The organism is Sphingomonas mesophila, assembly GCF_003499275.1.
Lineage (GTDB): Bacteria > Pseudomonadota > Alphaproteobacteria > Sphingomonadales > Sphingomonadaceae > Sphingomicrobium > Sphingomicrobium mesophilum.
Genome location: NZ_QWDF01000001.1, coordinates 183375 through 203538, shown reverse-complemented (window position 1 = coordinate 203538; position 20164 = coordinate 183375). Strand labels below are relative to the sequence as shown.

Below are 20164 nucleotides of genomic sequence, written 5' to 3'. Positions count from 1 at the left end.
CTAAGCGCGCGGCCCATGGAAACCACGCATCTCGGCAAGACCAGCGCGCTGCCCGCTTCGCCTGACGTCGCGGCGCTCGACTATGTGCCCAATCCGCGGCCCGGCGAGCTCTACATGGTGCGCTTCGCCGCGCCGGAATTCACGTCGCTCTGCCCGGTCACGGGCCAGCCCGACTTCGCCCATCTGGTGATCGATTATTCGCCGGGCGAGACGATCGTCGAATCCAAGAGCCTCAAGCTGTTGCTCGGCAGCTTCCGAAACCATGCCGGCTTCCACGAGGACGTCACCGTCGGCATCGGCAAGCGGCTGGCCGACGAGATGGCACCGCGCTGGCTGCGCATCGGCGGCTATTGGTATCCGCGCGGCGGAATCCCGATCGACGTCTTCTGGCAGTCGGGTCCGCCGCCGGCCGGCCTGTGGCTGCCCGACCAGGGCGTCGCGCCCTATCGCGGGCGCGGCTAGCGGGTCACTTCCTGTCGAGCTTGCTGTTGCGATTGGGCGGCACCGCCAGCTCGCCCTCGCGCTGGAACAGGATCGCCCGGCCGTGCCGCTCGAGCCGGAGCGTGGTCCCCGCGATCGCCAGCGGCGTGCTCGCCAGGCTCGGCCCCGGCCCCGCACCCTGGCTCTTGTCGATGGTCAGCACGACCGTCTCGCCGGTCACCTTCCAGCTGCCCTCGGCGGTTTCCGACACCGCGCCGTAATCGAGCGCATAGGCGAAGCGGCCGTCGGGCTCGAGCTCGATCGCCGCCGCCAGCTCCATTTGGTTGCCGACGTAGAAGCCGGGCAGCGCGGCGGGGTCGGCGAGCGCGAACAGCAGGGACAGGATCATTCGATATTCACTCCAGGGGGCACGGGGCTCGAGTGGCGGCGGACCACCTGCCACTTGCCATCATTCTCGATCCACACGTCGGTCAGCAGCACGCGCTCGTCGATCGGGTGGCCCATGAAGCGGACCTTCCACTGCGCATCGACCGTGGCGACGATCGCGGAGTCACAGGCGATGGCGTCGATCACGCGCACCTCGAGGCTGGCGATATCCATTTTCTGAAGCGCCGAGAGCCAGTCCTCAAGCCCGACCCCAACGGTGCCGGTCGAGCGAATGCCGACCAGCTTGAACTTGGGGTGGATGAGGTCGCGCAGCGCCGCCTCGTCCTTGGCGAACAAGGCGTCGCGCCAGGCCTGCTCGAGCTCACTGATCCGCTTAGCGGCCACGCAACAGTCCGCCGAAGATGCCGCGGAGCAACTGGTTGCCGATCTGGCGGCCGACCGAGGAAGCGACGGCGCGGCCGGCCGACTGCATCATCTTGTCGGTCATGGAGGGCTTGGCGGCTTCGCGCACGCGGCGGGCTTCCTCACGCTCGGCCGCGCGCGCCAGGCGGTCGGCTTCGCGCTGCTCAGCGGCGCGCACGCGGGCCGCCTCTTTCTCCTCTCGAGCACGCACCTTGGCGTCCTCGGCCGCCTGCTTCTCCTGCTCGCTCGCCGCCTTCGACGCCGCAGCCGCGGCCGCCGCCTCGTCGGCCTTGGCCTTGAGGATTTCCTCGGCGCTGTCGCGGTCGAGCTTGGAATCGTAGCGCGTGCCGATGGCGTCGGTAGTCAGCATGATCGCCCGTTCCTGCGCGCTCAGCGGCCCGACCCGTGAGCGCGGCGGCTGGATCAGGGTCCGTTCGACCGGCGTGGGCGCGCCATCTGGCTGGAGCAAGGAAACCAGCGCCTCGCCCACCTTCAACTGGGTGATCGCCGAGGCGACATCGACATTGGGGTTGGGCCGAAAGGTCTCGGCGGCCGATTTCACCGCCGCCTCGTCGCGCGGGGTGAAGGCGCGCAGCGCGTGCTGGATCCGGTTGCTGAGCTGGCCCGCGACCTTGTCGGGAATGTCGATCGGATTCTGGGTGATGAAATAAACGCCGACGCCCTTGGAGCGGATCAGCCGCACGACCTGCTCGACCTTTTCGAGCAGCGCCGGCGGGGCGTCGTCGAAGAGGAGATGCGCCTCGTCGAAGAAGAAGGCGAGCTTGGGCTTGTCGGGGTCGCCGACCTCGGGAAGCGCCTCGAACAATTCGCTCAAAAGCCACAGCAGGAAGGTCGAATAGAGCCGCGGGGAAGCCATCAACCGGTCGGCGGCGAGGATGTTGACCACCCCGCGGCCGTTCTCATCGAGCTTGAGGAAGTCCTCGAGCTCGAGCGCCGGCTCGCCGAAGAAATGATCACCGCCCTGGGCGCGAAGCTGGAGCAGCGATCGCTGGATCGCGCCGACGCTCATCTTCGACACATTGCCATATTCGAGCGTCAGCTCATCGGCCCGCTCGCCGATGTTGACGAGCATCGCCTGCAGATCGTCGAGGTCGAGCAGCATCAGCCCGTCCTTGTCGGCGACGTGGAAGGCGATGGTCATTACGCCTTCCTGGACCTCGTTGAGGTTCATCAGCCGCGACAGCAGCAGCGGTCCCATCTCGCTGACCGTCGTGCGCACCGGATGGCCCTGCTCGCCGAACAGGTCCCACAATTGCACCGGGCAGGCCTCATAGCTCCAGTCGGTGAGGGCAATGTCGGCCGCGCGCTGCTGGAAGGCCGCGTGGTTCTTGGCCATCGCATCGCCGGGCATCGCCAGCCCGCCGAGATCGCCCTTCACGTCGGCGACGAAGGTCGGCACGCCGGCCCGGCACAGGCCCTCGACCAGCACCTGCAGGCTGACGGTCTTACCGGTTCCGGTCGCTCCGGCGATCAACCCATGGCGATTGGCGCGCTTCAGCTCGAGCCGCTGCGGCGCCGCGCCGCCCGGCCCTGCGCCGATGAGAATGCTGGTCACTTGCTCCGCCATTCCGCCGCGCTCCCCTAGCCTGGCGGCAAGCCTAGGCTAGGGCGAGCGCCGCGGGCAAGCGCGCTGATCTAGCGCGGCAGATCGATCCCGACGAACGCCTCGGTGCCGTCGGGCAGCCGGACCAGCAGCAGCACGCTCGAGCGCCGCGCCCGGCGAGCCGTCTCGACCGCCGCCACGACGTCGGCCGGGGTGGCGACCGGCAGCTGGTTGACCGACAAAATGACATAGCCGGGCCGGATACCCTCTTCGGCCGCCGGACTGGCCGAATCGACCGCGGTGATCAGTACGCCGCGAACGCCCGGCGGAACGTTGCCGCGCCGGGCCGCGTCCGGAGTCAGCGCCTGGAGCGTCAGGCCAAGGCTCTGCGCGCCCTGCGCCACTGGCGGCGTGCTGCCCGGGGCGTCATTGTTGTTGCCGCTGCCGAGCAGCTGCGCGAGCTGTTCCTCGGTCGGCCGCTGGGCAACCACGACGGTCAGCGTCTGGCGCCGACCCTGGCGGATGATCTCGACCGGCACCCGCGCACCGACCGACGTGTTGGCGATCAGGTAAGACACCGTTTCGTCGGGGGTCACGTCGCGGCCGTTGACGCGAATGATGACGTCGCCCTGGCGGATCCCGGCGCGGCTCGCGGCCTGACCCTCGACCACCGAGCGAACCAGTTCGCCGCGGTCCTTGGGCAGGCCCAGCGCCGAGGCGATATTCTCGTCGAGCGGCTGGAGGCCGACACCGAGATAGCCGCGCTGCGGGCGCTGGCCGCGGCGCAGCGAATCGATTACCGGCCGGGCCAATTCCGCGGGAATGGCAAGGCCGATGCCGACGCTCGCCCCGGTCGGCGAGATGAGCGCCGAATTGATGCCGATGACGTTGCCGGCCATGTCGAACATCGGACCGCCGGAGTTCCCCATGTTGATGCTGGCGTCGGTCTGGATGTAGCGGTCGTAGGCGCCCTGGCCGGTAATCCCACGGTGGAGCGCGGAGATGATCCCGGCGGTGACCGTCCCGCCAAGCCCGTAGGGATTGCCGATCGCGACGATCCAGTCGCCAACCCGGACCCGCTGCGAATCGCCCCAGTTCACATAGGGCAGGTTGCTTGCGTCGATCTTGAGCAAAGCGAGATCGGACGGCGCGTCGCGGCCGATGATGCGCGCGGTATATTCGCGCTTGTCGGTCATGGTGACGATGACCGTGTCGACCGTGCCTTGGCCGCCGGCACCGACGATGAGGTGGTTGTTGGTGACGATGTAGCCGTCAGGCGAGATGATGAAGCCGGAGCCGAGCGATCCGGTCTCGCGGGTGCGGCCGCCTTCGCCGCCCTGCCCGCCGCCGGGCGGAACCGGGCTCTGGCCCTGCGGCCCGCCGGGGCCGCCAAAGCGGCGGAAGAATTCTTCGAACGGATCCGCCTGCGCGCGCACCGGCACGCGCTGCTTGGTCGAAATATTGACCACTGCCGGCTGGAGCCGGGCGGCGAGATCGGCGAAGGTTCCGGGCGCTCCGGCGCGCGGCACAATCTGGCTCGGCGCGTTCTGCGCAACCTGGGCGCCGGCCTCACCGGTGGCCAGCGAGAAGGCAGTTCCCCCGAGCAACAAGGCGGTGGCCACTCCATAGGCGTAACGCACTTTTCCGGACTCCTTCAAAACCATGTTCCTCTCGCTCGGGCCTACACGTTGATGGCGACGCTAGGTCGAGCGCATGAACGCGAATTGAACCTTCTTTGGTCGATCGACTAACGGTTGCCGTTGAACTCCCGCAGATATTCATTGTCCGGCGACATGATGATCGTGGTCGGCGCCGGCTGGCCCCGGCCGTCGCCCAGGAAGGTCGTCTGGTACGACTGCATGGCGCGGTAGAAATCGTAGAATTCGGGATCGCGGCCGAAGCTTGCAGCGTAGATCTGCGCCGCTTCGGCGTCGGCCTCGGCGCGGATGATCTGGGCGCGCTTGGCGCCCTCGGCACGGATCGATCGCGCCTCCTGCTCGCGTGCGCTGCGCATCCGCGCGAACAGGCTGTCGAGCGGGGCGCCGGTCGGCAAATCGGCCTTCTTGATCCGGACGTCGACGATTTCGACCCCATATTGCTCGGCGATGCGGTTGAGGCCGACGCGGATGTTCTCCATCGCGCCCTCGCGCTCGGGGCTCAGCAGTGAAGCGAACGGGCGCTTGCCGAGCTCGTTCCGGAGCTGCGAGCCCAGGATCGGACGGAGCGCCTGCTCGACCCGATCTTCCGAGCGCGCGGCGATGAACATGCGCAGCGGATCGACCACCCGGTAGCGCGCGAAGGCGTCGACCTCGAGTCGCCGCTGGTCGGTCGAGAGCACCTGTTGCGCATCCATGTCGAGGTCGCGCACGCGCTTGTCGATCCACACGATGCTTTCGACGAACGGGATCTTGGCGTTGAGGCCGGCGCCGGCCTCGCCGAACCGCTCGCCGGTCTCGAACCGGTTGACGATCCGGACCGGCTTGCCGAGCCTGGTGACGACGCCCTGCTGCGTCTCGCGGACGATCGAAACCGACTGGAAGAAGGTGAACAGCAACAGGAAGGAGAGCAGCCCCGTCATCAGCGGATGGGCGCGGACGAAGTCGATCATTGCCCGCTTCCCTGCTGTTGCTGCTGCGGTCGCGGCGCGCGCGGCTGCTGCATCTGGTTGATCGGCAGATAGGGCGTCACGCCAGGCGTCTCGACGATGGTCTTCTCGACGTTCCGCAGGATCCGCTCCATCGTCTCGTAATACATGCGCTTGCGGGTGACGTCCGGCGCCAGCGTATATTGCTCATACACCTTGGTGAAGGCGGTCGCCTCGCCCTGCGCCAATTGCCGCAGCTGGAGCGCATAGGCGTTGGCCTTGTTGATCTCGCTCTCGGCGTCCTGCTGGGCGGCAGTGACGTCCTTGAACGCCTCGTTGACCGAGCCCGGCGGGTCGGCCTGGCGGATCGACACGTTGCGGATGATCACCCCGCTTTGATAGCGCTCGAGCGTCCTTTGGATTTCGTCGCGAACCCGCGCTTCGATCTCGCCGCGGCGGATGCCGAGCACGTCGTTCAAGGACATCTGCGACACCACCTGCCGCATCGAGCTTTCGGCGACCTGGCTGATGGTGTCCTCGGGCGTGCGCAATTCGAACAGGAATTGCTCGGGATCGCGGATGCTCCACAGCACGCGATAGGCGATATCGACGAGATTCTGATCGCCGGTGAGCACCAGCGTCTCCTCGGTCGCCGAGCCGACGTCGACTCCGCGGATCTCGGCGACATTGACCTTTTGCACGCTACTGATTGGCGCCGGCAGGGTCATTCCGATGCCGGGCTCGAGCGTCGCGTGATAGCGTCCGAACATCGTCACCACGCCGCGCTCTTCGGGAGCGATCCGGTGGAAGGTGGTGAACAGTAGCCACAGCGTCACGAAGCCGATCGCGGCCCAGAAATAGATCGAGCGGTCGCCGATCGTCGGAACACCGCCGCCGCCACTACCACCGGGGCCGCCGCCGCCGAAGCGGCGCTTGTTGCGCTCGAGGAATTCCTCGAGGCTCGACACGCCCCCGCCGAGGCCGTCGCCGCGCGGCCGCTTCGGCGGCGCGTTCTTGCCCCATGGGCCTGGGGTCGGCTCGTCGGATCCGCCGCCACCGGACGGCGGCGATCCCCACGGGCCCTTGTTGTCAGCGAAGAGGCCGCGGGAGCGGGCGACCCAGCCGAAAAGGAAGCTCATGCCAGCCACTATAGGAAGGCGCGGGTGCGAAAAACAGTGGCGCTGGTCGAAATCCCGCCTATCCGCCGCCGATATGGCCGAGCCGATCCTGACCAGCGCCAATTTCCCACAGGCCGAGCGCCTGCGCAGCCAGAGGCTGGCCGGCGGCGTGCTGACCGTCGTTGCCGACGTGGGCGGGCTCAACGAGGCTGGCCGGGCAGCGTTCGAGCGCGACCTTCGCTCGGCGGCCCTTGCCCACCCCGAAGTGCGCGACGTGCGCGTGGCGATGACCGCTGCGAAAAGCGGCCCGCTGCTGGTCGCGGTCGGTTCGGGCAAGGGCGGGGTCGGCAAGTCGACCGTGGCCGCCAACCTCGCGGTCGCGCTCGCCCGCAGCGGCCTGAAGGTCGGGATGATCGACGCCGACATCTACGGCCCGTCACAGCCGACCCTGCTCGGCGCGCCACGGCGGCCGGAAGCGATCGACAAGGTGCTTCAGCCGGTCGCCACCCCGTTCGGAGTCTCCTTGCTGTCGCTCGGCCAGCTGGTCCCGGCCGGCCAGGCACTGGCGTGGCGCGGGCCGATGGCGTCGGGCGCGCTGACGCAGTTGACCGAGGGCAATTGGGCCGACCGCGACCTCGTGGTGGTCGACCTTCCGCCCGGCACCGGCGACGTCCAGCTGTCGCTGATCCAGAAGTCGCGCCCGGCCGGAGCGGTGATCGTCTCGACCCCGCAGGACCTGTCGCTGATCGACGCGGAGCGCGCCGTCGATCTGTTCCGCCGCACGGACGTGCCGATCCTCGGGCTGATTGAGAACATGTCGGGCTATCAGTGCCCGTCGTGCGGGACGGTCAGCGACCCGTTCGGCCAAGGCGGCGCCGAGGCAGGTGCGGCACGGATGCACATCCCATTCCTCGGCCGACTGCCGCTGTCCGCCAGCCTGCGCGAAGCCTCCGATGCGGGCAGTCCGCCGGCCGCCGGCGATGGTCCAGCGGCCGAGGCCTTCGCCGCAATCGCCGCCGCGGCCCGCGCGCAATTGGAGAAAATACGCGGTTGAGCCGTATTGTCAGGCAAAGGAGCCACTCATGCCGCTGACCCGCGACGAGGACATCGCCCACCTGTTGACCCACGCCCGCACCATCGCCCTCGTCGGGGCGAGCGACACTCCGTCGCGCGCCAGCTTCGGGGTGATGAAATTCCTGCAGGATCACGGCTATCGCGTGATCCCGGTCAACCCGCGCATTACCGGCGAGCATGTCCACGGCGAATTTGTGTGGCGGGAGCTCGGCCAGATCGGCGAGCCGATCGACATCGTCGACATCTTCCGCAATTCCGACGCCGCCGGCGAGATCGTCGACCAGGCGATTGCGGCGGGCGCCAAAGCGGTGTGGATGCAATTGGGCGTGATCGACCAGGCGGCTGCCCAGCGCGCCGAAGCGGCCGGCCTCAAGGTCGTCATGGACCATTGCCCCAAAATCGAGATCGCCCGCCTGCGGCTGCCGAAGATCGCAGAGCAACCCGCTGGCTAAGCGCTGCCGACCATCATTTCGGGCACCAGCACGCTCGGGCTGTCGACCCCGCGCTTGAGCTCGAGGTCGCTCGCCGGCTCAAGGCTCGCGAACATCGCCAGCAGGTTCGACGCGACGGTAATCTCGCTCACCGTTCCGATCCGCTCGCCGCGCTCGTAGAGGAAGCCGACGGCACCGCGCGAGTAGTCGCCGGTCACGCCATTGACCCCCTGTCCGATCAGTTCGGTGACGAGCAGCAAGCGCGGATAACCCGCGAGCATCTCTTCGACGCTGCGCGCGCCTGCTTCGAGATAAAGGTTCGACGGTCCCGCCCCGGGCGCTCCGCCGACCCCGCGATGCGCATGGCCGGTCGGCGCAATGCCGAGCTGGCGGGCCGACGCCGCCTCCGCGAGCCAGCTTGTCAGCACCCCATCCTCGGCCAGCGCCATGCGCCGCACCGGCAGGCCCTCGCCGTCGAATGCCCGGCTTCTGAGCCCGCGTGGCCGAAGCGGATCGTCGATGATGTTGACCCCTGCCCCGAACACCCGTTGCCCGAGCTTGTCCTGGAGAAAGCTCGACTTGCGCGCGATCACCGAACCGGAAATCGCCGGGGAGAAATGGCCCAGCAGTGTGGCCGCGACGCGCGGCTCGAACACCACCGGCATGGGGCCCGGCGCGATGCGCGCGGTCTGAAGCCTGGCCGCCGCCCGCTCACCGGCGCGGCGTCCGATCGCCTCCGGATCATCGAGGTCGTTGAAATGGCGCGCTCCGCTCCATTCATAGTCGCGCTGCATCGCCGAGCCTTCGCCGGCGACGACGGAGGCCGACAGGCTGTGCCCGGTCGAGCGATAGCCGCCGGAAAAGCCGTGACTGGTCGCCAGGCCGATGACCGAAGCGCTCGCCGACGCGCCGCAGCCCATGCTGTTGGCGACGCCGGTCACGCCGAGCGCCGCCGCTTCCGCCTCGAGCACGCGCGCCTGCATCGCCGCCATGTCGGGCTCGTGCGCGTCCCAGCCGTCGATGTCGGGATGCGGCCCGCCAGCCAGCAGCTCGGCCGGGGCAAGTCCGGCATACGAGTCCTCTGGCGCCTCGCGCGCCATTTCCAGTGCCCGCGCGACCAGCTCGCCCAACGCCTCCGACGCGAAGTCCGAGGTGGAAGCCGTCGCGCTGCGCTGGCCAACGAACAGCCGTACGCCGACCGCCTCATGCTCGGAGCGCTTGACGTCCTCGAGCTCGCCGTTGCGCACCTGGACCGAGGTCGAGCGACCACCGGCATAGATCGCATCGGCGGCGTCGGCCCCGGCCGCGACCGCCTGCTCCACCGCTTGCTCGGCCAGGAAGCGGGCCTGTTGCTCGTCACGCATGGCAGGCCGCCTAGAGGGTCAGGTCGAGGCCGACAAGCCGACGGTCAGGAAGGCGAGGAAGGCGAGCAGGCCGGTAAAGCGATTGGAGCGGAACAGCGCCAGCGCCCCGGCGCCGTCTGCCGGATCCACCCGCATCGCCTGCCAGCCAAGCTGCGCCGCGACCGGCAGCAAGGCGAGTAGCGCCACCGGATCGGGGAACACCAACCATACCGCCGCGAACCATCCGGCCAGCGCCAGCACGTAAAGGATTGCAACGCCCCGCCTCACTCCACCGCTAAGCCGCCGGGCCGACGACTTCACTCCTGCCAGCGCATCGTCCTCGATATCCTGGATGGCGTAAATCGTGTCGTAGCCGACGACCCACGCCACGCTGCCCAGCCACAGCGCAAGCGCCGGCCAGTCACGCGCGTGCTCCGCCGCGGCCCAGCCGACCAGCGCGCCCCACGAGAAGACGAGCCCGAGCCACGCCTGCGGCCACCACGTCCAGCGCTTCATGAACGGATAGGCCGCGACCAGCATCAGGCTGATCAGCGCGACCACTTGTGCGGTCCGTGGCAGCTGCAGAAGTACCGCCAGCCCAATCAGCGAGAGCGCCACCAGCAGCGTCCACGCCGAGCGCACCCCCACCCGCCCGGACGCCAGCGGCCGAAGCCGGGTCCGCTCGACCCGCCGGTCGAGGTCGCGGTCGACGATGTCGTTATAGACGCACCCCGCGCTGCGCATCGCGAACGCACCGATCGCGAACAGCAGCAGCAAGCGCCAGTCGAAGCCTTCGCCGGCCAGCGCCGTCCCCCAGGCGCACGGCCAGAACAGCAACCACGTCCCGATCGGCCGGTCGAGCCGGATCAGCGACGCGTAGGGCCGAAGCGGCGCTGGCAGCGCCCCGATCAGCCCAACCCGCTCGCTGTCCGGGACGGTCTCGCTCACCGACGCCCGCGCAGCCGCCGGATCCGCTCGCGCCCCATGCGCCAGCTCTTGGCCAGCGTCCCGCTGGAGATCGGATCGAGCATATCGTCGACCGACTGCGGGTCGAGGATTTCGTTCGAGGCGATGAAATCCTCGGCCGCGCCCATGCCCTCGAGGTCGAGCAGGTCGAGCGACTTGCCCTCGCCCCGAAGCGCTTCGATCGCCGCGATCATTGATCCGCGCGCTTGCTCCTCGATTGCGAACCGCTCGGGCGCGACATCCAAATGCTCGGCGATCAGCCGGTGTCGAAGTCGGGTGATAACGGGCGGCGTGTGGGCGTTGGCCCGCAGGCCGGAGTCGATCACCACGTCGCACTCGCTGTCGAGTCCCTGGCTGCGGTTATTGAGATTGGACGAGCCGACCCGCAGCAGCCGATCGTCGACCACCGCCACTTTGGCGTGGACGTAGATGTCCTTGCGTTCGCCGGTCACCGGCACATAGACCCGGAAGCGGTCGTCGCGGTCGGTCTCGCCGATCGCCGCCACCAGCTTGACGCGCGCGGCGTCCATTGCCTTCTGCTCGAGCCAACCGTCCGCCGTGCGCGGCATCACCAGCACGATCTCGGGCGGGTTCTCCTCCTTCATCCGCTCGGCAATGGCAGCGGCGATCTTCCCGCTCGTGAAATATTGGTTCTCGAAGTAGATGAAGCGCTTGGCCGCCGCGATCATGTCGAGATACAGCGCCTCGATCTCTCGGATCTCCGGCGCGTCCTCATACGGCGCGCGGGTCCGGGCGATCGCCACGTCGACATTCTCGAAGTCGGCCTCGAGCCCGTCGGGCCATTCGTCGCCGCACGGCTCGATCTCGTCCAGCTCGGCCTTGGTCGCAGTCTTCCACCGCTCGCGCGCCAAGACGCCCAGCGCTCCAGCAACCGCGCCGCTCATCAGCATCGTCGTGTCGTGCCACGGGCCGAACAATTCGCCGTCGGGGCTGGCTCGACGCGTATCGCGGTCGCGGTGCTCGCTGGTGTCCCAGCGCCGGTTGGAGATGTCGATCCCGCCGCACGCCGCCAGACATTCGTCGATGATCACGATCTTCTGATGGTGGCTGCAGCCAACCGGGTGCGAGCTGTCGAAGCGGAAGTCGATGTTATCGGTCCGCCACCAACGCCACAGCCAGCCCACCGCCGACGGCCGAGTGAATTGCTTGAGCGCCCCGAAATTCCACTTGAGCACGTCGATTTGAAGGTCCGGCTTGCTGCGCGCCAGCCGAAGGAACAGCGCCCCTAATTTCTCGCCCTTGCCATGCTCGTCGGGATCGAGCGGGATGCGCGTGTCGAAATCCCAGCCGGCGATGAAGATCATCTGCTCGGCATTTTCGAACGCCCGTGCGATCCAGTGGTAATAGGTCGCCGCGTCGATCAGCAGCCGCGCCTTGTCGGCCCGCTCGATCCGCCAGCAATTGCGCCCCGCGGCGACGATCGGCTGCAATATGTCGCTCATCCTCGCCCCTGCTTCGCGCCCGCCTTAGCCCGCGCTTTAGCTCGACAAAAGGCGTCCGGGCATTAGGCTCGGCCCAAGGGGGTCGCCGATGTTCCGATTGTTGCGCGTTAGGCCGCCCAACGGCTGGGCGGCGGTCGGCTGGGAGCTGGGAATCGTCATCGCCGGGGTGCTGATCGCGCTCGCCGTCCAGCAATGGGCGGACGGGCGCGCCTGGGCCGACCGCGCGGCCAAGGCGCGCGCCGCGATCGACGAGCAATTCAGCGAGCATATCGTCAACGCCATCGAATGGCGGCTGGTCGAGCCATGCGTCGCGGCGCAGCTCGATCGACTCGCCGACCGGGTCGACGACCCCGGCGACACGCTTCGGCCGGTGCGGATCATCGATCAGGGCTTCGGCCGGGTCATCCGAGCGCCGTCGCGAAGCAATCTCACCGAACATTATGAGGCGTCGACAGCCGACGGCGCGGTCAGCCATTTTCCGGCGGCGCTGCGCAACGCTTTTGCCAGCACGGTCAATCAGGCGCGCCTTGTCAACGCCTTTGGCGACGAGTTCCAGCAGCTGGCGGGCGAACTCACCGTCATGGCCGGGCCGCTGAGGCTCGACCCCGGCGTCCGCTTCGAGCTTCTGAAGCGGATCGAGCGCGGCCGCCAGCTCAACAATGCGCTCGGCGTGATCCACCGCCAGATCGCCAACCGACTGTTCCGCGCCGGTGTGCGGCCGACCGCCGAACAGATCGAGGCAAGGATTCGCGAGGCCGGTTCGATCGCCGTCTGCCGTGCCCTCGGCCTGCCGCTTCGGCCATCCGACGAACTCTTCGCCAACACCCCGATCGCGGCGCCGCTCATCCGCTGACTCGCCCCTCCTCGCCGATTGACCCGCGCGCCGCCACTGTTCACACCCGCCTTCGAGGGGCGGCGTAATGATCTTTCGCAAATGGGTACCGGTTCAGGGCTGGCGCGGCTTCGTCGGCGAAGTGCTGATCGTCGTGCTCGGAGTCGGCATCGCGCTGCTTGCCCAGCAATGGGTTGAGAACCGCAGCTGGACCGCTCGGGTCGAGCGGGCGGAACGGCAGCTCGCGAACGAGACGTCGGGAAATTTTTTCTTCGGGGCGGAGCGGATCACGGTGCGGCCCTGCGTCGATGCCCAGCTCGACCGGCTGATCGCCGCGGCGATGGAGCCAGCAGCGCGGAACGTGCCGCAACCGGCGGTTGTTTCTGGTCTCGGCACCTACGCCCTTCGCCAGCCAAACCGGCCGTTCGATACAACCGCCTGGCGGGGGATCGTCGGAGATGGCGTCGCGGCGCACTTCGACGAAGATCGCCGCGATCTGTTCTCGGAAGCCTACAACCAGATTGCCGGTCTCGATCCGATGACAGAGCAAAGCCAGATCCTGGCGACGGGCCTCAGCGGACTGCTCTTCCCGATCGAGATGACGGCCGACATTCGCGAGCGAATGATCGAGCGGGCGATGGCGCTCAAGGCCAATAACAATCTGATGGCGCTGATGTCCGCGCAATTGATGGTCAATCTCGATGCTCTCGGAGCTGCGCCTTCGAAGGCGGAGATCGACGCCCAGATCGCTCGCGGCAATTCACGCACCGTGACCTTTTGCCGGGAACGCGGTTTGCCGCTGGGGGATTGGCATCGGGAATTGATGAAAGAGCGGGCCGAGGCGATCCGCACGGGCGACCTCGTCGGCCGCTACCGCAATCCCCGGGCGCAATGATCGCCACTCCCGCCTGGCCGCCGCGCTCGCTGCCGCGGCTGTTCGTCCGGACTGCGCTCGGCGACGGGGCGGCGATCGAGCTCGATCCCGGCCAGGCCAACTATCTCGGCAGCGTCTTACGCCTCGGCATCGGCGCCGAGGTGCTCTTGTTCGATGGACAAAGCGGCGAATGGCTGGCGCGCATCGCCGAGGTGGGCAAGAAACGCATGACCCTTGCGGTCGAGCGCCGCACTCGAGCGCTCGACACCGACCCCGACCTCACCCTTGCTTTCGCGCCGGTGAAGCGCGCGCAAACCGACTGGCTGGTCGAAAAAGCGACCGAGCTTGGCGTCGCCCGCCTCCAGCCGGTTATCACCGCGCGCACCATCGTCGAGCGGGTCAAGCGCGAGCGGCTAGAGGCGATCGCAATGGAGGCGGCCGAGCAGTGCCATCGCACGACCGTCCCCGCGATCGCCGAGCCGTTGTCCCTCGCGCGGTTGCTCGCGGACCATGCGCCCGACCGGACACTCTATTTCGCCGACGAGACCGGCGGCGAGCCGGCCGCTGCTGCCTTTCGCCCCGGCCCGGCGACCATCCTCATCGGCCCGGAGGGCGGGTTTACCGGCGATGAGCGCACCGCGATCCGCGCCCTGCCCAACGCACGGCCGATCGGCCTCGGCCCGCGCATCCTGCGCGCCGAGACTGCCGCCCTCGCCGCGCTCACATGCTATATGGCGCTGGCGGGGGACTGGCGTTAGGGCCGGTTGCCAATGACAACCCGTACCGACTTGTCGGCGAGCCCGCCGATCGAAAGCCGAGCCGATCTTCTCTCGGTATTCGAAAAGGGCGAGAAGTCGCGGGCCGACTGGCGCATCGGTACCGAGCACGAGAAGTTCGTCTACCGCCTTGACGATCACCGCGCGCCGTCGTGGGAGGAGCCGGGCGGAATTCGCGATCTGCTGCTCGGCCTCACCGAGTTCGGCTGGCGGCCGGTCGAGGAGAACGGCAAGGTCATCGCCCTCACGGGTGACGACGGCACTATCAGCCTCGAGCCCGCCGGCCAGCTCGAGCTTAGTGGCGCGCCGCTCGAGAACCTCCACGAAAGCTGCGCCGAAAGCGGACGGCATCTCACGCAGGTCAAGGCGGTCGGCGACCGGCTCGGGCTCGGTTTCCTCGGCCTCGGCATGTGGCCGGACAAGGCGCGGTCGGACCTCTCGATGATGCCCAAAGGGCGCTACGCGATCATGGCCCGGCACATGCCGCGGGTCGGCAGCCTTGGCCTCGACATGATGCTTCGCACCTGCACCATCCAGGTCAACCTCGACTATCAAAGCGAGGCCGACATGGTGCAAAAATTCCGAGTCGGGCTGGCGCTTCAGCCGGTTGCCACCGCCCTGTTCGCCAATTCGCCATTCACCGAAGGCAAGCCCAACGGCTTCAAGAGCTTCCGCAGCCATGTCTGGGAGGACACCGACGCGGCGCGCACCGGCATGCTGCCGTTCGTGTTCGACGACGGGTTCGGATACGAACGCTGGTGCGACTACGCGCTCGACGTGCCGATGTATTTCGTGTTCCGCGACGGCAAGTATATCGACGCCGCCGGCCTCAGCTTCCGGGATTTCCTTGATGGCCGACTGTCGATCTTGCCCGGCGAAAAGCCGACGCTGGCCGACTGGACGGACCATCTGTCGACCGCCTTTCCCGAAGTGCGCCTGAAGAGCTTCCTCGAGATGCGCGGCGCGGACGGCGGACGCTGGGGTCGGATTTGCGCGCTTCCCGCTCTGTGGGTCGGCCTCCTGTACGACCAGCAGTCGCTCGACGCAGCATGGGACCTGGCCAAGCACTGGTCGATGGAAGAGCGCGAGGCGATGCGCCACGCCGTTCCCCGCGACGCCCTCGCCGCCCCCGCGCCCGGCGGCCGGACGGTCGGCGATCTTGCCGCCGAAGTTCTCGAGATCGCCACGGGTGGATTAGCTCGCCGCGCCCGGCTCAATGCCAGCGGCGACAACGAGAGCGGTTTCCTCGATCCGCTGCGCGATGTCGTCGCGACCGGCATGACGTTCGCCGACCGGCTGCTCGAACGCTATCACGGCGAGTGGAACGACGATGTTGCCCACGTCTATGAGGAGTTCAGCTTCTGATGAGCGAGCGCCGCACCCTTTACCCGCCGATCGAGCCGTTCGAGACCGGGATGCTCGACGTCGGCGACGGTCATTCGCTCTATTGGGAGCGCTGCGGCACCAAGGGCGCCAAGCCGGCGGTGTTCCTGCATGGCGGCCCGGGCTCCGGCTGCAGCCCGAAACAGCGCCAGCAGTTCGACCCGGTACGCTACGACGTCTTGTTGTTCGACCAACGCGGCTGCGGCCGTTCGACGCCCTATGCCAGCCTCGAAGCCAACACCACCTGGCACCTCGTCGCCGACATCGAGCGGCTGCGGGAAATGGCCGGCCATGAGCGCTGGCTGGTGTTCGGCGGAAGCTGGGGCTCGACGCTGTCGCTGGCCTATGCCCAGACCCACCCCGAGCGAGTCACCGAGCTGGTGCTGCGCGGCATCTTCCTGGCCCGCCAGAACGAATTCGACTGGCTCTACCGCTATGGCGCGAGCGAGCTTTATCCCGAGGAGTGGGAGCGGTTCGTCGAGCATATTCCCGAGGGCGAGCGGGGCGATTTGATCGAAGCGTATCGCGCCCGGTTGACCAGCGACGACCCCGCGGTCCAGCTCGCTGCCGCCAAGGCGTGGAGCCGGTGGGAGGGGATGACGGTGACGCTGCTGCCCGACGCCGAGATGCTGGCCGACTTCACCGACGACCATCACGCCGTGCCGGTGGCCCGGATCGAGAACCACTACTTCCTCAACCGCTGCTGGCTCGACGAGGGGCAGCTGCTGGCCAATGCGGGGAAGCTCCGCGGCATTCCGGGGACGATCGTCCAGGGGCGGCATGATTGCTGTACCCCGCCGAGCGCGGCGTGGGCGCTGAAGCAGGCGTGGCCCGAGGTCGAGCTCGAGATCGTGGCCGACGGGGGTCACTTGTTCACCGAGCCCGGCATCACCGACGGATTGGTGCGGGCTAGCGACCGATATGCGGAGGGAGCAGTGGTTTCCTAGAGGGCGTTGCGGGTCGGCAAGAAGTCACTGGATTTGTTGGAAAAACGCCTTACTGAGGCGTAATGAATCTAAGCTGGGGAATCCTACACGCCGGGCTTCAGTCCGTCCTCGACACGGCGCTCGACGCGGTCGTGGTGATGGACACCGGCGGCCGCATCATCGGCTGGAACGACCGCTCGACCGAGGCCTTCGGCTGGACCTGGGACGAGGCCAAGGGCCAGCAACTGAGCGAGATGCTGATCCCCGAGGCGCTGCGCGCCGGCCATGAGGGCGGGCTCAAACATTATCTCGCGACCGGCGAGGGCCCGGTGCTCGACCGGCGCATCGAAGTCACCGCGCTTCACCGCGACGGCCGCGAAATGCCGATCGAATTGTCGGTCACGGCCTGCGACCAGTTCGGCGACAAATTGTTCATCGGCTTCCTGCGCGACATTTCCGAACGCCGCGCCGTGGCCGAGCGCCAGCAGCGAATCCTCCAGGAATCCGAGCACCGGGTGAAGAACATGCTGACGGTGGTCGCCGCCATCGCCCAGCAGACCGCCCGCGCGTCGAGCGACATCGCCAGCTTCAGCGAAGCGTTTTCGGGCCGACTGCAATCCTTGGCGAGAGCGCATCAACTGCTGGTCGGCCAGGTGTGGAACGACGTCGCTTTGTCGGCGCTGGCCGAGCAGGTGCTCGGCGGCGACGTCGCCGAAGGCCGGGCGCGCTTCGGCGGGCCGGAAATCCTGCTCGGCCCGCGCCAGCTGATGGGCGTGTCGATGATCCTCCACGAACTCTACACCAACGCCATTAAATATGGCTCGCTGTGCGCCGAGGGCGGCCGCGTCGAGCTCGACTGGAGCGTCGACGGCGACACGGTCGAGCTGGTGTGGACCGAGGTCGGCGGCAGCTGCACCGCCGAAGTGCCGAGCAGCGGCTTCGGCCAGCGGATGATCGCGCTCACCGTCCAATCCGACCTCGGCGGGACGATCGAGCGCGACTGGCGGCCCGAGGGCCTCAGCGCGACGATCCGCTTCCCGGCCGCCAATCAGTAGCCGGGCAGCACCTGCTTGGCCTGGCCCCAGCCGGCCAGTGCCCTTGCTTCCGACCGCTCGATCAACTCGGCCGCATCGCGAATGGTGAAGGCGTTTGCGCCACTGAAGCCGTCGAGCTCGTCCCACGACACCGGTGCCGCCACCGGAGCACCTTCGCGGGCCCGCGCCGAATAAGGCATCACCGCGGTCGCCCCGCGCTGGTTGCGCAGCCAGTCGAGGAAGATGCGGCCCTTGCGCTCCTTCTTGCGGATGTTGGCAGTGAAGATCTCGGGTTCGGCCTGCGCGATGGCGCGGGTGAAGCGCTCGGCGAAGCTCTTGACGTCCGGCCACTCGGCCTTGGGCGTCAAGGGCGCGATGACGTGGATGCCCTTGCCGCCCGACAGCAAGGGGAAGGTGACCAGGCCGAGATCGGCGAGCAGATCCTTGAGGCGTACCGCGGCCGACTTCACCGCATCGAAATCGAGCCCGACATCGGGATCGAGATCGAACACCAGCCGGTCGGGCTTTTCGAGCGGCTTGATCGGGCTGCCCCAGCCGTGGAATTCGATGGTGCCCATCTGCACGCAGGCCAGCACGCCCTTGGCATCGCGGACGTAGAGATAATCCTCGACCGAGCCGTCGCTCTCGGTGATCGGCACGTGGAGCACATGATCGCCCATCGCGCCGCTGTCGTGCTTCTGGAAGAAGCAATGCTTGGCGCGGCCCTGGGGACAGCGGATCAGCGTCATCGGCCGGTCCTTGAGCGTCGCCAGCAGCAGCGGCGCGACCGCGGCGTAATAATCGGCGAGCTGGCCCTTGGTGAGATCGTCGCCGGGGAAGATCACGCGGTCCGGGTTGGTGATTCGCGCGCCGAGGCTTTCCGCGGTGGCGAGGCCCTTCCGGGTCTTGGCGGTCGCCTTAGCGGAGACCTTGGCCGGAACCTCGCGCACGACCTGCTCGGCCATCTTGTCCTCACGCAGCGCGATGAAGCTGGGATGGCGAAGGATCCCGTCGTTGGTGAATTCGGTGAAGGCGACCTCGGCGACCAGCCGCGGCTCGATCCAGGTCGAACCGCGCAGCACGGTGCGCGGCACGTCGAGCGCCGGCGTGGCGGCCTTCAACGGCGCCATGCGCGCGCTCAAATCCTCGATCATCGCCGTGTCGAAGCCGGTCCCGACCTTGCCGACATAGGTCAGCTTGCGGCCTTCGCGCACGGCGAGATGGAGCGAGCGGAAGCCGCGGCGCTTGTCGCTCGCCTGCCAGCCGACGATGACGAATTCCTGGCGCTGGGTGCACTTGACCTTGAGCCAGGACTTGGCGCGTTCGGAGCGGTAGGGCGCGCTCGCCTTCTTGGCGATGATCCCCTCCCCCTTCTCGGCGCAGATCGCATCGAACAACGCCTCGCCCTTGCCCAGCACATGGTCACCGAAAATGATCGGCGGCGGCACGGCCTTGAGCAAGGCGGCGAGGCGCTGCTTGCGCTCGAGGTTGCCGAGCTTCGAAATGTCCTCGCCCTGGTCGACGATGAGGTCGAAGGCGTAGAAAGCGAGCGGCGCCTCGCCGCCCTTGAGGGTGGATTGCAGTAGCTGAAAGCTGGGCTTGCCGTCGGGCCCGAGCGCGACCGCCTCGCCGTCGATCAGGCAGCCGGCGGGCAGCTCGGCCGCGGCCTTGGCAAGGGTGCGGAACTTGTCGGTCCAGTCCTTGCCGTTGCGCGTCCAGGCGGTCGCCGCTCCGCCGCCGGTGGCGAGCAGCAGGCGGTAGCCGTCATATTTGTACTCGAACAGCCAGTCGGACCCGGTCGGCACGCGGTCGACCAGCGTCGCCAGCTGCGGCGGCCGGAACGTCGGCGGCGGGGTTGCGGCCTTGCGCTTCTGGCGCCCCCCTTTCTGGCCGCCACGGTTCGAGCGCCAGACGTCGCCGCCGGCGGCGATCTCGGCCATCGAGCGGCCGGTGGTGACGCTGGTGACGCATTGCTCGACCAACGCGTCGCCATCATCGGGGTCGGCGAAGGCGTCGGTGACCTTCTTGAGCATCCACGGCTCGGCCTTTTCGCCCGGCTTGGGCTTGAGGCGGAACATCACCCATTCGCCCTTCATCCGCTCGCCCTCGAGCGAGAAGTGAAGGTGACCTTCCTCGATCGTCTTCCTGGGGTCCTTGCCGGGCTCGGGGATCCAGCGGCCCTGATCCCACAGCATCACCGTGCCGCCGCCATATTCGCCCTTGGGGATGGTGCCTTCGAAATCGGCATAATCGAGCGGATGGTCCTCGGTGCGCATGGCGAGGCGGTTCTGGCCGGGATCGAGGCTCGGCCCCTTGGGCACCGCCCAGCTCTTGAGCACGCCGTCCATCTCGAGCCGGAAATCCCAGTGGAGGCGCGAGGCGTCGTGCTTCTGGACGACGAAGCTGTCGCCCTTGCCCTTGAGCTTGCGGCCCTTGGGTTCGCCGGTCTTCTTGAAGTCGCGCTTCTTGTTGTAGGTGGCGATGTCGAGCTTGCGGGCAGGCATTAGGCTAACTCGTCATTGCGAGCGAAGCGCGGCAATCCAGTCTCGCGCCGCTGGATTGCCGC

At 67.9% G+C, this 20164-nt stretch carries 19 protein-coding genes; 9 read left to right on the top strand and 10 right to left on the bottom strand.

The window, feature by feature from the left end; genetic code table 11:
- Positions 1-15 precede the first annotated feature (15 nt).
- Complete coding sequence (gene queF / locus D0Z60_RS01025; protein ID WP_118856226.1) at positions 16-462, top strand: preQ(1) synthase; 447 nt, start codon at positions 16-18, stop codon at positions 460-462.
- Positions 463-466: 4 nt separating this feature from the next.
- Here queF and D0Z60_RS01020 read toward each other — a convergent pair whose 3' ends face one another.
- The 6 genes from D0Z60_RS01020 to hflK form a co-directional block, all read right to left on the bottom strand.
- The gene (locus D0Z60_RS01020; RefSeq protein WP_118856224.1) at positions 467-829 is read right to left on the bottom strand and encodes a hypothetical protein; all 363 of its coding nucleotides are present in this window, start codon (positions 827-829) and stop codon (positions 467-469) included.
- Positions 826-1212: a nuclear transport factor 2 family protein gene (locus D0Z60_RS01015; protein WP_118856222.1), complete on the bottom strand. Its 387-nt coding sequence runs from the start codon at positions 1210-1212 to the stop codon at positions 826-828. The genes D0Z60_RS01020 and D0Z60_RS01015 overlap by 4 nt, the downstream gene beginning before the upstream one ends.
- Positions 1202-2818, bottom strand: coding sequence for a helicase HerA-like domain-containing protein (locus D0Z60_RS01010; RefSeq protein WP_118856217.1), 1617 nt, complete (start codon positions 2816-2818; stop codon positions 1202-1204). The genes D0Z60_RS01015 and D0Z60_RS01010 overlap by 11 nt, the downstream gene beginning before the upstream one ends.
- A gap of 68 nt (positions 2819-2886) precedes the next feature.
- Positions 2887-4434 (bottom strand): Do family serine endopeptidase, encoded by a 1548-nt coding sequence (locus D0Z60_RS01005; protein ID WP_118856215.1) that lies wholly within the window; start codon positions 4432-4434, stop codon positions 2887-2889.
- A 107-nt stretch (positions 4435-4541) separates the two neighbouring features.
- Positions 4542-5402: a protease modulator HflC gene (hflC, locus tag D0Z60_RS01000; RefSeq protein WP_118856213.1), complete on the bottom strand. Its 861-nt coding sequence runs from the start codon at positions 5400-5402 to the stop codon at positions 4542-4544.
- Positions 5399-6517 carry an FtsH protease activity modulator HflK gene (hflK, locus tag D0Z60_RS00995; RefSeq protein WP_118856211.1) on the bottom strand — a complete coding sequence of 373 codons (1119 nt, stop codon included), beginning with the start codon at positions 6515-6517 and terminating at the stop codon, positions 5399-5401. The genes hflC and hflK overlap by 4 nt, the downstream gene beginning before the upstream one ends.
- Before the next feature lie 73 nt (positions 6518-6590).
- On the opposite strand from hflK, the gene D0Z60_RS00990 reads away from it, so the two are divergent.
- Entirely contained in the window at positions 6591-7550 is a 960-nt protein-coding gene (locus D0Z60_RS00990) for a P-loop NTPase (RefSeq protein WP_118856209.1), read from the top strand.
- Positions 7551-7578: 28 nt separating this feature from the next.
- Complete coding sequence (locus D0Z60_RS00985; RefSeq protein ID WP_118856207.1) at positions 7579-8022, top strand: CoA-binding protein; 444 nt, start codon at positions 7579-7581, stop codon at positions 8020-8022.
- Here D0Z60_RS00985 and D0Z60_RS00980 read toward each other — a convergent pair.
- Genes D0Z60_RS00980 through D0Z60_RS00970 form a run of 3 tightly spaced genes read right to left on the bottom strand, consistent with a single transcriptional unit; the run spans position 8019 to position 11773 of the window.
- Positions 8019-9365 carry a TldD/PmbA family protein gene (locus tag D0Z60_RS00980; protein WP_118856205.1) on the bottom strand — a complete coding sequence of 449 codons (1347 nt, stop codon included), beginning with the start codon at positions 9363-9365 and terminating at the stop codon, positions 8019-8021. The two genes, D0Z60_RS00985 and D0Z60_RS00980, sit on opposite strands and share 4 nt — an antisense overlap.
- Before the next feature lie 18 nt (positions 9366-9383).
- Complete coding sequence (gene ubiA / locus D0Z60_RS00975) at positions 9384-10292, bottom strand: 4-hydroxybenzoate octaprenyltransferase (RefSeq protein ID WP_118856203.1); 909 nt, start codon at positions 10290-10292, stop codon at positions 9384-9386.
- The gene (locus tag D0Z60_RS00970; RefSeq protein WP_118856201.1) at positions 10289-11773 is read right to left on the bottom strand and encodes a phospholipase D-like domain-containing protein; all 1485 of its coding nucleotides are present in this window, start codon (positions 11771-11773) and stop codon (positions 10289-10291) included. Before D0Z60_RS00970 ends, ubiA begins: the two co-directional genes overlap by 4 nt.
- Positions 11774-11861: 88 nt before the next feature.
- Between D0Z60_RS00970 and D0Z60_RS00965 the strand changes: the two genes are divergently transcribed.
- The 6 genes from D0Z60_RS00965 to D0Z60_RS00940 all read left to right on the top strand — a co-directional run bounded on the left by D0Z60_RS00965 (position 11862) and on the right by D0Z60_RS00940 (position 17619).
- A complete protein-coding gene (locus D0Z60_RS00965) occupies positions 11862-12626 on the top strand; it encodes a hypothetical protein (protein ID WP_118856199.1) in 765 nt (254 codons plus the stop codon).
- Positions 12627-12747: 121 nt separating this feature from the next.
- The gene (locus D0Z60_RS00960; protein ID WP_162888018.1) at positions 12748-13500 is read left to right on the top strand and encodes a hypothetical protein; all 753 of its coding nucleotides are present in this window, start codon (positions 12748-12750) and stop codon (positions 13498-13500) included.
- Entirely contained in the window at positions 13497-14237 is a 741-nt protein-coding gene (locus D0Z60_RS00955; RefSeq protein WP_118856195.1) for a 16S rRNA (uracil(1498)-N(3))-methyltransferase, read from the top strand. The genes D0Z60_RS00960 and D0Z60_RS00955 overlap by 4 nt, the downstream gene beginning before the upstream one ends.
- A 12-nt stretch (positions 14238-14249) precedes the next feature.
- Positions 14250-15620: a glutamate--cysteine ligase gene (locus D0Z60_RS00950; RefSeq protein WP_118856193.1), complete on the top strand. Its 1371-nt coding sequence runs from the start codon at positions 14250-14252 to the stop codon at positions 15618-15620.
- Positions 15620-16585 (top strand): prolyl aminopeptidase, encoded by a 966-nt coding sequence (pip, locus tag D0Z60_RS00945; protein ID WP_118856191.1) that lies wholly within the window; start codon positions 15620-15622, stop codon positions 16583-16585. The genes D0Z60_RS00950 and pip overlap by 1 nt, the downstream gene beginning before the upstream one ends.
- Positions 16586-16647: 62 nt before the next feature.
- Positions 16648-17619, top strand: a complete 972-nt coding sequence (locus D0Z60_RS00940; RefSeq protein WP_118856189.1) for an HWE histidine kinase domain-containing protein — start codon at positions 16648-16650, stop codon at positions 17617-17619.
- On the opposite strand, the gene ligD is transcribed toward D0Z60_RS00940, so the two are convergent.
- Positions 17613-20102, bottom strand: coding sequence for a DNA ligase D (gene ligD / locus D0Z60_RS00935; RefSeq protein WP_118856187.1), 2490 nt, complete (start codon positions 20100-20102; stop codon positions 17613-17615). The two genes, D0Z60_RS00940 and ligD, sit on opposite strands and share 7 nt — an antisense overlap.
- Positions 20103-20164 lie beyond the last annotated feature (62 nt).

Coding starts and splice junctions, on each gene's coding strand:
- D0Z60_RS00950 (WP_118856193.1), top strand. CDS start 14,250: ATGACAACCCGTACCGACTTGTCGGCGAGCCCGCCGATCGAAAGCCGA.
- hflC (WP_118856213.1), bottom strand. CDS start 5,402: ATGATCGACTTCGTCCGCGCCCATCCGCTGATGACGGGGCTGCTCTCC.
- D0Z60_RS00955 (WP_118856195.1), top strand. CDS start 13,497: ATGATCGCCACTCCCGCCTGGCCGCCGCGCTCGCTGCCGCGGCTGTTC.
- pip (WP_118856191.1), top strand. CDS start 15,620: ATGAGCGAGCGCCGCACCCTTTACCCGCCGATCGAGCCGTTCGAGACC.
- D0Z60_RS00970 (WP_118856201.1), bottom strand. CDS start 11,773: ATGAGCGACATATTGCAGCCGATCGTCGCCGCGGGGCGCAATTGCTGG.
- D0Z60_RS01010 (WP_118856217.1), bottom strand. CDS start 2,818: ATGGCGGAGCAAGTGACCAGCATTCTCATCGGCGCAGGGCCGGGCGGC.
- ligD (WP_118856187.1), bottom strand. CDS start 20,102: ATGCCTGCCCGCAAGCTCGACATCGCCACCTACAACAAGAAGCGCGAC.
- D0Z60_RS01020 (WP_118856224.1), bottom strand. CDS start 829: ATGATCCTGTCCCTGCTGTTCGCGCTCGCCGACCCCGCCGCGCTGCCC.
- D0Z60_RS00985 (WP_118856207.1), top strand. CDS start 7,579: ATGCCGCTGACCCGCGACGAGGACATCGCCCACCTGTTGACCCACGCC.
- hflK (WP_118856211.1), bottom strand. CDS start 6,517: ATGAGCTTCCTTTTCGGCTGGGTCGCCCGCTCCCGCGGCCTCTTCGCT.
- D0Z60_RS00940 (WP_118856189.1), top strand. CDS start 16,648: ATGAATCTAAGCTGGGGAATCCTACACGCCGGGCTTCAGTCCGTCCTC.
- queF (WP_118856226.1), top strand. CDS start 16: ATGGAAACCACGCATCTCGGCAAGACCAGCGCGCTGCCCGCTTCGCCT.
- D0Z60_RS00965 (WP_118856199.1), top strand. CDS start 11,862: ATGTTCCGATTGTTGCGCGTTAGGCCGCCCAACGGCTGGGCGGCGGTC.
- D0Z60_RS00980 (WP_118856205.1), bottom strand. CDS start 9,365: ATGCGTGACGAGCAACAGGCCCGCTTCCTGGCCGAGCAAGCGGTGGAG.
- D0Z60_RS00990 (WP_118856209.1), top strand. CDS start 6,591: ATGGCCGAGCCGATCCTGACCAGCGCCAATTTCCCACAGGCCGAGCGC.